Origin of the sequence: Methanobrevibacter ruminantium M1 (genome assembly GCF_000024185.1) — an archaeon.
In the GTDB taxonomy this organism is placed as follows: Archaea; Methanobacteriota; Methanobacteria; order Methanobacteriales; family Methanobacteriaceae; genus Methanobrevibacter; species Methanobrevibacter ruminantium.
Map to the genome: position 1 here is coordinate 912,797 of NC_013790.1, position 15,443 is coordinate 928,239.

Here is a 15,443-nt window from a genome sequence, read left to right on the forward strand (position 1 = left end):
TAAACTTTTTTTTACAATTTCACTATTTTTATAGTTATTTTTTATAGTTTTACCAACTTTTTAAACTTTTTTTTACAATTCACTATTTTTATAGTTATTTTTATAGTTTTACCAACTTTTTAAACTTTTTTTTACAATTCCGCTATTTTTGCAGTATTTATCCCAATCTCAATTTAAATTTGTTTTTTAGAGATTTATAAAGCATACTTTATATATTATAAAATAAAAAATATAGATTATTATATATTAAATAATTAAACCAATATTATTTAAATAATAGATTGTTAATTATTATTAAATTAAACAATAAAGGTTTAGTTATTGTAATTTTTCTAAATTATTAGAATTTTATATTTTCTTATTATGGAAACTATTAGATTCTAATTATTCTTAGAAAAATAGCAGTTGAAATTCATTTAATGGAGGATAAGTATTGAAAAATAAGATCTTAATATCCTTTTCTCTTATTCTTTTATTAATGATTAGTCTGTCTTTTGTTTCGGCTTCATATGCTCTAGACTCTAATCATTTGGGAGAAAATGATAGATCTTGTCTTAATTCTTGTTCTTCTTTAAAATATTCTTTAGGTGATAATAAAAATAATGACTTAGATAATAGTGCTGATTTGAATAGTTTAAATCCCAATAGCAATAATTGCTTAAATTCCAATAAAAATAATTGTAATTGCTATTGCAAGAATCAAACAGATCTTAATGATGATTTAAACGATTCAGATAACTGTCCTGACAGTTTTGCTAAAAAGACAAATATTAATCATGATAAGCAGTTGAATGATGGTGAGATAGATTTCTCCGAGCGCAATAATCAAATCTTCCTGATAAGTCCTGAAAACTTCAGTGTTTTCTTTGATGAAAATAACCGCTTAAAGGAAGATTATGGGGGATGCACCCTTGTATTTGAAGGGGATTTCGCTGAGCTTGGCATAATCGACATATCATATCCTTACACTCGAATCACTGCAAAGGAAAACTCATTCAAGAATACTGCATTCAAGCTTTCTGCATCTGATATCGAACTTTCCAATCTAAACATAAGTTTGGATAAGGAATTTAAAGATAACGAATATGCAGGGATTTTGGTTCTATCTGATTACATTAGCATCTACAATATTACCCTAAACTATACGGTTCCAGCCAATACAAACGGATTTTGCATCTACAGCAAAGGTGAAGGCTTTAGAAGAATCACTGATTTGTCCTTAATCAACAACACAATCACCTTTACAGGCAATAATCTAAATGAGGCTTGGGATTATGGCATTTTCCTTGATAAGACAGATAATGCCTTGGTTTATGGCAATTCACTTGGTTCATATTTGCCATTATGTGAAGACAATTGGTATAATAATGAATATGGTGCTGTCAGCAAGATGTCCAGCGCTGGCTTTGTAGCTCAAAGCTGTAATGATCTAAAGCTGTCCAGTAATGAAATCAATACCTATGTTACAGATTCCACCCAAAGCTCATTTGCTATGGATTCATGCATATTATATGATTGCAGTGACCTTACTGTCGAAAGAAACACTCTTTATCTGGAGGACATTGACAGTCAGGACGGCAAGAACAATACCTTGCATGGATTTGACTTGTATCTATGTGACGATGCGATAATTGCCTTCAACAATATCGATCTTTTCACAATGGGAGGCAATGACGGGAGAAAAATCACATCTCCATTGCAAGTGAACGGACCATCAGACAATATCAGAATTGCATATAACAATATTACAAGTTCTAATTTCGGTTCTAACTGTGGAATATATTCCCATAACTTCTATGGGGACACACACCTTGAAATTATAAGCAATTTCATTGATGTTGCAGGCTTTGCAAACTCTGGAGAATGGTCACTTCTATCTGGAATTGAAGTCCAGGATTCAGATGACGTAATCTGGAATAATACAATTATCGTAACAAATCTAGGTGATTTCAAATATAATAACAAGGTCTATGGAATAAGCTATTCACAAAATAGGAACAACTATAACTCTACATTCAATGTCCAATACAATAACATTACAACAAATGGATATTATGCTGTATATTTAGGTAAGGATGATTATCCTGTTGTAAATTCAACCGTTAAGAACAATGTATTGAACACTTATATAACCGGAGGAAATCCGGCAGTGTCAATTGCAAATGATAATAAAAACAATCCTATCGTAAACAATACAGACAATGAGTTTAAAAACATCTTTAAAAATAGCAGTTTTCCTAAATGGCTTAAAAACTTCTTGAGACAGGACACTAAAGTGGACAAGGACTTTTCATGGATTACAGATGCTATAAATCCTCAATCAAACGGCACTGGATTTTCTAATGACACTGGAAATGGCACAGGGATAATAGATAATGATGGTAGCGACACTGTAGGAAACAATTCTGAAGGCAGCGATTCTATCGTTAATGGAAGCACTTCCGCTAATGGAACAGGCAATGGAACTTCTGGAAATGCCACAGAACCACAAAATCCGATTGATGACAATCAAGGAGATAATTCTGGAGGCTCAAGTTCCAGCGACAATTCCACAGGAAGCCAAACAGATAACGAGGATTCCAATCAGAACAATACCGACCCTACTGACTCAAAACCGACAAATAATACAGATGTCCCAGTGAATCCTACAAACACTAGCGATAAGCCAGTTAACAGTACAGAACCGGTCCCCGCTAATGATACAGAGCCAGTTCCAGCAAATGATACAGAGCCAGTTCCAGCAAATGATACAGGGCCAGTTCCAGATAACAAGACTGATAATCCAGTTAACAATACAGAACCGGTTCAAGAGGATGCTAATAAAACCGATTCAGATAATACTGAACCAATCAACACTACAAAAGACAATAGCACTGAAATTATCAATAAGACAGAATCAGATGATGATACTAACCAGACTGTGTTAAAAGACGATGATTTGGATCCTAAAGAATCACACGAAAATTCTCAAGATGACAATAAGAATCCAAGTGATGATGAAGAGAAATCAACACCTGGAGATTCTGGAAATGAGTTAACAGATCCTGAAAGCAATTCAGAAAGCCCTCAAAATCAAGAGGAAAACTCAGAGAATTCGAATGATGATTCTAGTGAGCCTTCTAGTTCTACAGTCGGCGATTCACATTCAGATTCTGCTTCCAGTCCAGGTCTTAGTGATGCTTCCAGCAGCAAGAATGCATATGAATTGGATAAGCCTGTAGAGGATTTAGTTACAAAATCTGTTGATTATATCTCACTTGCGGGAATCTGCATTGTTACTTTGTTATTAATTTTATTCGGTTATAAACGTCAAAAGGATATTGAAGGAGAAGACTAGATAAAATTAATTAAAATTTTCGGGTTTAAATAGAATTTTTAGAAAAAATCTTTAATTGATTATTTATTAATTTCAAAGGAATTAATTGATTTCAATGAATATTAATTAATTTCAAAGGATGTCCATTTTAGTTTTACTTTAATTTGTAATTATTATAGTTTTTCTAAAATAATTCTTTTAATCCTTCTTTTATTTTTTTAAATACTTGTTTTTGTTCTGTTTTTGTTTTTCAAATCATATTTAAGTAATTTTTTTATAGATGTATTTTAAATTAATAGTTTTAGTTCTTGATAGTTTTACTTAATATTAATAATCATTGAGTAATTCATTGATTTATTTAAAAATATTAATTTAAAATATGTTTTTTTTACAAGTGAACATATCTATTTTATTTAATCAAAATTTTTATATTCTAAGGAGGTTTAATTTTTATGGTTGACGTGGGTGGAGGAATTCTAACTTATATCTTAGACACTCTTAGTCAAAGTTTACAGATTCCAGTAATCATATTCTTACTTATATTCGCTGTTGGAGCAATCATCCTTTTAGGAGGCCTAATCAGAGAATATAGTCATAGAAAGACCATCTCAGATGCTGAAATGAGAAATATTATTGATGCAATCAACAAGGCTAATGACAAATCTGAGATTTTATCCATTGTAGACTCTTCAGATATTCCAAACTCTCAAAAGACTGTTTTAAGAGAGATTACAGATTCTGACTGGGACAATGAATCAAGAGTGGGCCTTGCTAAAAAGCTTATAAGTTCAAGAGAAAAGAGACTCGAAAAGCGCTTGTCATACACTGACATAATCACTCGTATCGGTCCTACATTAGGGCTTATGGGAACACTCATTCCAATGGGTCCAGGACTTGCTGCACTTGGTACAGGAGACGTTGTAACTTTGTCAAATGCAATTATTGTAGCATTTGATACAACTGTGGTAGGTATCGGTTCAGGTGCTCTTGCATATGTCATAAGCAAGATAAGGCGAAGATGGTATAGCGAATACATTAACAATATTGATGTTTTAACTGATGTGGTATTGAATAAGCTTAATAAATTATAATATTTGTTTAGTTGGCTTTATTAGTTAGGTGTTTTTATGGTTAAGATTAGTCGTAAAAATAGTTTTGATGAAAGCAGTGAAGAAGACCCTATGTCAGGTGTTGCCAATCTTGTGGATGCCATGTTGGTTATTGCAGTTGGATTGCTGGTGTTTTTAGTCATTAGCTGGAATATGCAATCTATCATATTCAATGAGGATCTATCTCCCCAGCAAAAGCAAGAGGCTATTGATGCCATGAATCAGGTTATTGAAGTGGATCAGGGGCAACAATTAAATGAGACTCCAGATATAAGCAATTCTTCAGGTGAAGGCTATACCGAAATGGGTAAGGTTTATCAGGACCCTAAGACGGGTAAGCTGATAATGATTGAAAATTAGCTGTTTTTTTAATCCCTTTTTCAATCATTTTTTATTTTATTTTCTTTACGAGAAAAGTTTAAACTTGAAGATTTTTTTTCAGAATTTGAAATTTTAGTTAAGTTTATATATAATGTTTTACATATTATAATATGTTGTATAGTCCCGTGGGGTAGTGGTAATCCTTCTAGGCTTTGGACCCGGAGACGGCGGTTCGACTCCGCTCGGGACTATTTTTTTATCCAAGACTATTATAACACTGTTATATTTTACTTTTTTTCACAGATTTTATTGATTTTATTAATTTGATTTTTTTATATTTGCATTTTAATTAGTCCATTCTTTGTTTTACTTATGTCAATTTTTCATTATTCTATTTTTAAATCTTTATAAAACTTTTATTCCCTAAATCAATTCTATAATGAGTTTTTTTAAATTTTATCAAAACAATTTATATATAATTTTATACAAAATAATAATATACTTAATTTTAAAAGTTTTATTCCAATTCAAAAAGTTATTTTTATGGAGGCATTTTAATTTTAACTTCAAAACTAGCTATCCTTATGGGAAAATTATCATTTTCAGTAGCTCAAAGGTTCGGCAAAAAGGGCACAGCCCTTCCAGGTAAGGTTGCATTGAAATTCAATCCTAATCTGCTTGAAGAACTATCCAAAAAATGTGATAAGATAGTCTTTATCACAGGAACCAATGGAAAGACAACATCAAACAACCTTTCAACACACGTTCTAAAAGGAGGGTTCAATGATGTCCTCTCAAATCTGAATGGTTCAAATATGATTCAAGGAGTTTTAACCCCTTTCATTACAGATTATAAGGATTCCTATGACGTAGGTATTTTTGAAGTTGATGAAGGCTCTGTTCCGGTAGTTAGCCAATTCATGAAGCCTGATTATTTCATAATAACCAATTTCTTCAGAGATCAGCTAGACCGATACGGTGAAGTTGAAACCACAATAAAGATGGTTCATGATTCAATCACTCCTGAAACTGTTCTAATAATTAACTCAGATGAGCCATCCTTGCTTAGATTCGATGACCTTCCAAATAAGAAGGTATACTATGGAATAAACAAGACAAAGTTTGCACAAGATGATATTGATGTTGCAGAGTCCATTTTCTGCCCTAAATGCGGAAACAGGCTAAGTTATGAGTATATCTATTATGGAAATGTTGGAAAATACCACTGTGACAAGTGCGGCATAGAAAACCATCCTGCAGACTATTTCATTGAATCTGCAGACCTAATCAATGGCTCCTATAATTTTACAGTATTAAACGACAACAAAAGAGAGGAATACACTCTCAATCTGATGGGCCTCTATAATCTATACAATTCCTTGGGAGTGATAAGCCTTGCTAAGGAGATAGGCCTTGACTACAATCTAATTAAGGAAAGAATAAACAATTTCGAATACAGATTGGGAAGAATGGAAACTTTCCACTTTAAAAATAAGGACCTTGTTTTGGTCCTCTCTAAAAACCCTGTAGGCCTTTCTGAAGTATTCAATACAATAACCTATGATGAAAGCCAAAAATCAGTTATGTTTATCTTAAACGACTATGCTCCAGACGGAAAGGACGTATCATGGATTTGGGATGCAAATTTCGATCCAGTTAATCACATCCCTAATATGGATGCATTCTATTGTGTCGGAACAAGAGCAGAAGACCTTGCATTGAGATTAAAGTATGCAGGAGTGGATGAAAGCCTTTTAAAGATATATCCGGCAAAAGACCAGTTTGACATAAACGAGGCAGTCGATACAATATCAAAGGAAAGCACAAAGGCTTATGTGATAGGAACATTCACAGCAATGCCTGAAGCTCGTAAAATCCTAGTAAAAAAAGAACAAGAAGGTTTTTAAACATTTATAAATAGTTTCATGTGATTTTTGAATCAAAAATGTGTAATTTGAATCAAAATTCAAATGTATAATTTGAATCAAATTCAATCAATCTTTTAAAGATAATTTCATTTTATTCTTAAAATAGGTAATTATTATGGATAACTTAGAATTAACAGTAATGAATATGTACTCCGATATTTTAAATACATACGGAGACATAGGAAACTTTAGATGCATCAATCAAAGAATCAGATGGAGAGACATCTCTTTAAACATTCAGGAATGTACAATCGACAAGGATGATGACTTTGAATGGGAAGACATCGACATAATCCTAATAGGTGGAGGCTCAGATAATAACCAATCCATTGTATCTAACCACCTTCTAGAGCAAAGAAAAGATCTTGTCGAGTTTATTGAAAATGGAGGAGTCCTTCTGGCCATTTGCGGAAGCTATCAAATGTTCGGAAACAAATACCTAGATGTAGACGGCAAGGACATACCTTGCCTTGAAGTCTTTGACATAGAAACCACAAGCCGTCCTGATAGACTAATAGGGGATATTGTAATATCCAATGCCATCCCAGATTCAAATAATGTATTAAACAAGGATTTTGATTTCAAATTGAAGGATATGGTTGGATTTGAAAACCATGGAGGCAGAACCTATCACAACCACGACCCTTTAGGCCATGTAAAGGTCGGATTCGGCAATAATGGTGAAGACAAAGGGGAAGGAATGGTATATAAAAACTTCCTAGCAAGCTATTTGCATGGTCCTTTCTTGCCAAAGAACCCACACATTGCAGATTATATGATATTCAATGCTTTAAATAGAAAGTACTCAATTACAGAGATAAAAGACCTAAATGACACTATTGAAATTAGGGCACATGAAAGAATGTTAAAACGTTTATTGAACGATAAATAGACATATTTTATAGAAACGGTCTATTTAGTGATATAAGCATATTATAAAAAAAGTTATAATTAGTTGTATGGTGATTATATGAGAAGAGACCCTTACAGTCAGTTTATTAAAGATCCAGACAATAAAGCAAAGGTATTCATGCTGATTACTGCTGTGATGATAATGACCACTTTTTTTAGTTGTCATAGGCACTATAATCTTTATTTTAACTCTGGTGGGAATTATACACTTTTAGCAAACTTTTATCAAACTTTAAAAAAGTTTAGATCAAAATTTTTATTTTTATCTGCTTTTAACTGCTAATTTTATTCTTTTTCTAGAGATTTTCTATCTTTATCTATTTTTACTTAGCTTTTTACTTATTTTCTTACATATTTTCTTACTTATTTTATATTATTATTTATATCTAATAGATATTTTTATAAACCAACTCTTCTGCAGTATTTATATTCCCAATTGCAGTTTTCAAATCCTTATTTGAATCAATCAAAGTAACAATAGGCTGATTTGCCTCTATCTTAACTCCTTCATAAGGGACATCATAGACATTTGATAAACTCAAATTACCAATTTTAACCTGTTTGGATGAATAAATAATCTTTTTAATCCCATATCTGCCATTAAGTTTAGGAACTTCCACCAATTCTCCTTCGCATGCCTTTATGTGTGCATCAAGAAGATTCAAGTCCATTATCTCTTCACATAATTCATAAGTTCCCTGAAGTCTTGGATTGATTTCAATGACCTTTAGATTGTTTTCCCTATCTAAAATAAAGTCAACTCCATTAGATCCAATCAATCGGAATTGCCTAATCAGGTCTTCGGAAATCTCTTTCATCTCTTTGTTTAATTGCTTTGAATCAATCCCCAATCCTTTAAAAGATTCATTAAAACAGTTAAAGCTATTCACATCCAATGGCACAATGTTTCCACTATATGCAAAATTATCATTTCCTAAATCATTTTCTGTAACTAGTCTTGAATTAAAGAGATTAACGCAATCATCATTAGTTCCAAGAACTGAAGATGATATGCTTGTGCCCTCAATATACTCCTGCAATATGTAGTCATCAAATGAAATATTTTCCAAAGGATTATTGCTATTATTTAATTCATTTAAGCTATCATAATCTATAAGGAAAATTCCTAAACCACCATTTCCTTTAAGGGGTTTTAAAATAAATTGATTGTTATTGTATTGTTTAAGAATATCTCTTAGTTCATCTACATCACTTAGTTTAAAAGTTAGAGGAACATCAAATTTGTTCTTTGTTTTTTGATAGAATCTAAATTTATCATCAAGATCCTTTGTATTTATGTTTCCTCTAATCTTGGTCTTGAATCTGGAAAATTCCCCTTTAAAGTCATCAGCATGTATTCCAGTTATAAGTACGATTTTATCGATTTCATCGATATCTTCATTATTTTCATTATCTTGCTTTTTTGAATTGTGTTCTTTAGATAAGTCGAATAGATATTCCCTGGATAAATCCAATAGCTTTTGAGGAGAGTAGTTCCTTTCAAAGAATCCGCAGGAGTCTACAGATTCCTGGTCTAAAACATGCCTTTCATTATATGGGCTAACGAAATCATAAGTCTTAAAATAACTTACTGAATATGTTCTATAATCCAATTTCAATGCAGAATTAACCATTGGTCTTGTATTAATTCCCATAATAAGTAAATTTTCCATATTATCACAAAAATAAGCTTTAACAAATAAATTTAAATTAAATTAATGATTTAATTATTATAATTTTAAATTTAACTATTCATTTCGAAATCTACTCTCTTGCATGATCATATACGGATTTTATTGTATCCATATCTACGTTTGTATAAATCTGAGTGGTGGAAAGGCTGGAGTGTCCCAATAGTTGCTGAATGACCCTTATATCAACTCCATTCTTTAGAAGATGTGTTGCAAATGAATGCCTTAAGACATGGGGGGTTACTTTCTTTTTGATTCCCGCTTTTTCTGCATACTCCTTTATCATCATCTGGACATATCTTGGAGTTAGCTTTCTGCCGTTCTTGTTGATGAATAGATATTCTGACTTCTGGTTTTGTGTTTCTATATAATTATCTATCAAATCTCTCGTATTTTCGTCAAAAAGAACTATTCTATCCTTTTCTCCCTTACCTCTTACCCTTATTGTCCTCTCATCAAAGTCAATATCTTTTTTTTGCAGCTTGACAAGCTCTGAAATACGAAGTCCTGTAGAGTATAGGAATTCAAGAATGACCTTGTCTCTCATTTTGGCTTTTTTCTTAAGTTCGCTGTCCTCATCGGTGATTTGAACTGCATCGATAAGTGATTTCACTTCCTTTTCAGTCAGGGATTTAGGGAGTGACTTTGTTCTTTTAGGGTTTTGAACATCCTCTAAAAAATAGATGTCATTGAATTCAAGGAACTTCTTGCAGACCACTGTGTTTAGGTATATGTAGTTTTGTGAAACGTCTTGGTCTTTCTTTAGGTCTCTTATATACTTTTTAAAGCATGCTAGGAATTTTCTTCCATCGTAGACTCCTTCCTCTGAGCTCATATAATCTATCATGCTTCTTATGATGGAGCTGTATGTCTTTACAGTGTTTTCGGAATAGTTTCTAATTTCCATTTCGATGATGTAGTTTTCCAGCATCTCTTCAAAATCGAATACGTCCTTGATATGGAGCTTGTCTCCATATTCGTTGTATGAAGGCAGCAGTACTGGAGAGTCTTTTCTAGTGCCATAATATGTTTCTTCAGTTGAAAATATGTTCATTTTAATCCCTTTAGATTTTTAACCCATTATCTATTATTTTGGATGAAATAAGTTTATATGGTGATTTTTAGGTATTTTTAGAAGTTTGATTATAAACTTATTTATTTTTAATTTTCTACTTCGTTATACCTTCCTACTTCGTTATACCTATTTTACTTCCTTATGCCTTATAAATTTTTTTACTTCGTTATACATTGAATGTTGCTTTTGATAAAAGTAGTTTTGTAAATTATAATAATTTGTTAAATTGCTTTATTGTAAAAATATTATTCAATAAATATTTATTTATTGAAATTAGGATTGAATTATCTTTATTTTAAAAAATAGTAGTTAAACTGAAAGAATAAATAAATAAAATAATATAAAATGAAAAAATAATAAAATAAGAAAAATAATAAATAAGAAAAAATAATAAAAAAAGAAAAAGTTATAGAAATAAGTAATTATTTCTATTTTAAGTTTAATTTAATAAACAGATTCAGTTTTTAACCAGTTTAGTTTAAAGTAATTAATTTGAGCTTGTCAGGTCTTTTAATTACTCTGCTGGATTTAAAAGCAACTAATGTTTTAACTCCTTTTGAATGAGCAATATCCACTAATCTTTGGCTGATTACTCCATCGAAGATAATTGTATCAGCATCTGGGATGTCTTCTTTTAAGTCTTCATAAAGGGTTTCGACTTTAGTTTCTTTTAAGAGGTTTAAAGAATCATCTAAGATTTCACTGTTTCCAGTTCCTTCTAAGTCTCTTAACATGTTCTTTAATAACTTCATTCTGCTTTCAGGAATTCTGTCGCCTCTGTCTCTGCGACCTCTAGAATTTCTGTCTTTTCCTCTGCGATCGTTTTTTCCGTTTTTGTCTTTTCTGTCATTGAATTTGTCTTTACGATCGTTTCTTTTATTTCCATGGAACTTGTCAGATTTATTGAAGTTTTTTGCTCTTCTGTCTGTTCTGTTTACTTTGTTTTTTGGAGTTTTTGCTTGAGTGTCTAGATTGAAGTCAAGATTATTGATTACCTGTTCGGTTGGAGCTTTGTCTCTTAAAGCCACTAAGACTTCTTCTTTTTCCAAGTCTTCAACTTCTTTGCCTCTTGGAGCTCTGGTAATGTAATCTACTTCTCCCACTTGCAAGAGTTCTTTTAAGATTAACTCTCCGCCACGGTCTCCATCAACAAATGCTGTAACAGTTCTTTTTTTAGTAAGCTCTGCAACGCTTGTTGGAATGTTTACTCCTTCAACTGCTACAGTGTTTTTGATTCCATATTTTAATAAGTTTAAAACGTCATTTCTTCCTTCAACGACAATGATTGCATCGGAAGTATGTACATTTGGACCTGCTGGAAGTCTTTCCTCTCCAAATTCAGAGATCTCATGAACTCTCATTGATTCTCTGATTTCTTCAATCATTTTCATGCTTTCAGGAGAGACAGTTTCCATCATGCCCATATAAATTTCTTTTGCACGATTGATAACTTGTTGTCTTTTCACAGCTCTTACGTCTTCTACCCTAAGAACTTCTATGGAAGCTTCACAAGGACCTACACGGTTAATGGTCTCAAGAGATGCTGCAAGGATAGCGGTTTCGATTCTATCTAAGCTGGATGGAATTACAATTTCACCTTTTGCACGTCCGCCGTTAGAATGAATGATAACTTGGATTCTTCCTATCCTTCCGGTTCTTTGAAGTTCCCTAAGGTCTAAATCGTTACTTAAAAGCCCTTCGGTCTGTCCGAAAACAGCACCTACAACATCAGGCTTTTCTACGATTCCGTTGGCATTAATTTGAGCGTGAATAAGATATTTAGTTGTAGTTAATTCTACTCCTTTTCCCATATTAAGCCTCCTTTGAGCTTTAATTAGGATAATTTAAGGCTAGTCATTCGTAGAATTGTCATCATGTTAATATCTTATTTTAATCATAATAGATTTCTTTTATAAATAATTCTCCTTATTTGAATAATAGGTTAAGCATAATTGGTCTAATATTTATTAATTTGACCAAGCGTAAGGTCTTTTTTAAATAATTATATTTATTTGAATTTTAGATCTTATCTCTCATTATTTAATAATGGATTTTTTATAAAATACTAGATTTAATCTATTTATAGATTCTAATTATTAATTTTACTCCATATTTTTTTTTAATAGCTTAAAATTAATTATTTTAATTAAGATTTAGCATAATAACAAATTTACTACTAGCTTAATTATAATTAATTTTAATTAATGAATAAATTATAATTGATTATAATTTTTTTTAAATTATACTGTAAATTTTAATAAGTTAATTGATAAATTTTAATTAAAATGTTGAATAAAACATTTTTAAAATGTAAATTATTAAACTAAGTCTTCTGGATTATTTTTCATGTTTTTATAGTTCCAATTGTGATTGGAATTAACATAATCAATCCAAAGGGAGTTTAATTTTAATTAAAATTAGATACTGCATAAAAAATCAATAAATAAATAACTAATTCATTGAAGTTTATTAGTCATAAGAAAAAAAGATATTTAGTATTTTTATTAAATAAAAATATATATTAAAAATTAAGTTATTTAAACATTACTTATAGCTTTTTTGATTAATTAAATATTAAATCGCTTTTTAATTAATTAAAATATTTAATCAATTCTAGTTTCATCTTTTAGATTTTTATAAACTATTTAGCTTTATTTGGCCTTATAACATTTAAATGGTTTTTAAATAATTTTACGATAAATATTTGAATTATTTTTTTAAAACAGGTAAATTTTATTAGAATAATAGATCTTTGCTTTGTTTAATTAAATCTTCTTTAATATTTTATTTAATTAAATCATTAATCTATAGATTTCTCTTTTTATTAGAATTATTCCTTTGTTTTCAGTCTATAATCTTTTTATCGGCTTTTGAATAATTTTAATCTTAAGAAATCTTTATTTTTACCTTTCTCCTTTAATTTTTAATAATAATGTAATAATTGTGAATAATAATTTGTAAATATCATTTTTTAAATATGATTTTAGTATCCACATAATATTATCTTTATCATTGTATATAAACTATTTTATATTTTTTTCATAAGCCTAATTTTTCCAGATTTTTATGTCATATAGTTTTATATGGTAAACTGAAACTTTGATTTTTTAATTAAAAAGCGTTAGGAATCAGACAATAATAGAAAAAGTATTGATGATTATATGATAATTAGAAAAAGTTTTTAAATTTCATTTAAATAATAAAAAACAGCATTTGTATATTTTACGATTGATTATGAATCTCTATTCTATTTTTCAATAGATTAGAGATTAAATCATCGTTCAATATCCTATTGTAAGATTCTCTTACAATATCCCGATGGATATTGAAACCAAAAACAAACTAAGTCGGAATTAAAAAATTCATAGTGAATTTTTTTAATTTCTATTAATGATTATGCAAAAAATATTATATATAGTTTTTCATAAATATAGATTAAGGGATGTGACAATTAGAAGCTAAACGGAACTCAAATAACGGGAATTATTGGAAACTAAATACTTCTAATTATGGTTGGTTCCCTTAATCTATGAAGGAGGAAAAGGATGTCTTTATAATAGCTTAGCCAGAGCCATTATAATGAGACAGTAAATACACCCCAAATAAATGAAGTATAAGACTATCCCAATCCAAATTTTCATTTGGATAGACATAACTTCTCCTCCTGTCTTGTTTTTGGTCATGTGAGACTTTATTCTGAAAAATCAAAATATCACCTCCCATGTTAGGAGTTACCGTTTGACTAAATGTATATAATTTCTAATATTTATACTTTATTTTCGATATAACGATTTATAAATTCTTATTTTAATCTAAAATTGATTTAAAATTGTTAAATTGATGTGAGAGTGTGAAATTGATTTAAGATTGTTAAATTGATGTGGGAGTGTGAAATTGATTTGATGATGTGAAAGTTGTATGATTTTGAAATATTTATTTTATATCCCTTATTTTTAAATCAGACTTTATTTAAAGCGTTTTCTAAAATATAAATTCTTGTTTTGAAATATTATTTTTAATTCAATTAGAAAATTTTATTAAATATCTTTTAGATAGTTTAAGTATCAAATACTTAATTAATTCAAACAAATATTTTTATTTTTATCGATTATTTTTACTTGGAAGGTGTTATTTTGGCAAAGATTAAACCTAATGATTTATTGAAAAAACCATCAAAGATAGAAAAAATGGAACTGGATCAGATTGACATAAGCAAATACCAATTTTCAATAGATGATTTGGAGGGTAAGGACAGTTCCAATTACATTTTACTCAAGAAGATTCTTGATTCAAGCTCTTCATGTCAAGTTTCCGATGCATATGCCTCTGTATCCGGACGCAGCGGAGTACTTGATGGATTAAAGCCAATGAATAGAAACAAGGTCTATGGTAGGGTTTTTACAGCTAAGACCAATACAAACGATTGGGGAACTTCCTTGATGGCTATGGACAATGCGAGCCAAGGAGAGGTTCTATTCATCTACAGCTATGGAGATAAGGCCTCTGTTTGGGGAGAGCTTGCTTCCACATGTGCAGGTGAGAAAGGAATTGCTGGAACAATTCTTTATGGTTATGCAAGGGATATGGATGCTCTAATCGACTTGGATTATCCAGTATACGCTCTTGACTATTGTCCTAATGCAGGTAAGGCTTTAGGGCTTGGAAAGGTTGATATAGTGCTTGAAATTGGTGAAGACATAATAAAGCCAGGTGATTTTGTATTTGCAGATGAGAATGGTGTTGTATTGATTCCTCAAGAGCTCTTTGGAGAGACTATGGTGGCAACATTCAATGTAAAGGTCAAAGAGAGCTTTATTATTAAGGAGCTTAAAAAAGGCAGATTATTGTCTGAAATTATTGGATTGGAAAGATAGCGGATTTTTTAAAGAGCAAATCCCTTTGCCAATCTTTATTCTATTTTTTTTATCAATTATTCTAGGATTTTTTACAAACCTTTATATATGACCACTATTTATCATATTGTAATGTTAAATATTGATAATTTTTCATTAAAATTTTTCATATTATTTAAAATTTAAAAAAATATTTTTACAGTCTAATAATTTTTTATTTTATTATCTAAAAACGATT

Annotated in this window: 9 protein-coding genes and 1 tRNA gene; 7 read left to right on the top strand and 3 right to left on the bottom strand. The window is 30.4% G+C overall.

Annotated features, from left to right (window positions below):
* Positions 1–433 precede the first annotated feature (433 nt).
* The 6 genes from MRU_RS03570 to MRU_RS03595 all read left to right on the top strand — a co-directional run bounded on the left by MRU_RS03570 (position 434) and on the right by MRU_RS03595 (position 7,566).
* Positions 434–3,337 (top strand): MSCRAMM family adhesin SdrC, encoded by a 2,904-nt coding sequence (locus MRU_RS03570; RefSeq protein ID WP_048812402.1) that lies wholly within the window; start codon positions 434–436, stop codon positions 3,335–3,337.
* Positions 3,338–3,768: 431 nt separating this feature from the next.
* Entirely contained in the window at positions 3,769–4,407 is a 639-nt protein-coding gene (locus MRU_RS03575) for a MotA/TolQ/ExbB proton channel family protein (RefSeq protein ID WP_012955507.1), read from the top strand.
* A gap of 36 nt (positions 4,408–4,443) precedes the next feature.
* On the top strand, positions 4,444–4,785 hold the full coding sequence (locus MRU_RS03580) for a DUF2149 domain-containing protein (protein WP_012955508.1): 342 nt from the start codon (positions 4,444–4,446) through the stop codon (positions 4,783–4,785).
* 140 nt (positions 4,786–4,925) lie between these two features.
* Positions 4,926–4,997, top strand: a tRNA-Gln gene (locus MRU_RS03585).
* A gap of 333 nt (positions 4,998–5,330) precedes the next feature.
* Positions 5,331–6,653, top strand: a complete 1,323-nt coding sequence (locus tag MRU_RS03590; protein WP_012955509.1) for a MurT ligase domain-containing protein — start codon at positions 5,331–5,333, stop codon at positions 6,651–6,653.
* Between the two features lie 136 nt (positions 6,654–6,789).
* Positions 6,790–7,566 carry a type 1 glutamine amidotransferase gene (locus MRU_RS03595; protein WP_012955510.1) on the top strand — a complete coding sequence of 259 codons (777 nt, stop codon included), beginning with the start codon at positions 6,790–6,792 and terminating at the stop codon, positions 7,564–7,566.
* A 406-nt stretch (positions 7,567–7,972) separates the two neighbouring features.
* Here MRU_RS03595 and MRU_RS03600 read toward each other — a convergent pair whose 3' ends face one another.
* From MRU_RS03600 to dnaG, 3 genes are all read right to left on the bottom strand, one after another.
* Positions 7,973–9,259, bottom strand: coding sequence for an ATP-grasp domain-containing protein (locus tag MRU_RS03600; protein WP_012955511.1), 1,287 nt, complete (start codon positions 9,257–9,259; stop codon positions 7,973–7,975).
* A 91-nt stretch (positions 9,260–9,350) separates the two neighbouring features.
* Complete coding sequence (gene xerA / locus MRU_RS03605; RefSeq protein WP_012955512.1) at positions 9,351–10,331, bottom strand: site-specific tyrosine recombinase/integron integrase; 981 nt, start codon at positions 10,329–10,331, stop codon at positions 9,351–9,353.
* A 494-nt stretch (positions 10,332–10,825) separates the two neighbouring features.
* Positions 10,826–12,163, bottom strand: coding sequence for a DNA primase DnaG (gene dnaG / locus MRU_RS03610; RefSeq protein WP_012955513.1), 1,338 nt, complete (start codon positions 12,161–12,163; stop codon positions 10,826–10,828).
* Positions 12,164–14,485: 2,322 nt separating this feature from the next.
* Here dnaG and MRU_RS03615 point away from each other — a divergent pair.
* Positions 14,486–15,226, top strand: coding sequence for an RraA family protein (locus tag MRU_RS03615; RefSeq protein ID WP_227717049.1), 741 nt, complete (start codon positions 14,486–14,488; stop codon positions 15,224–15,226).
* Positions 15,227–15,443 lie beyond the last annotated feature (217 nt).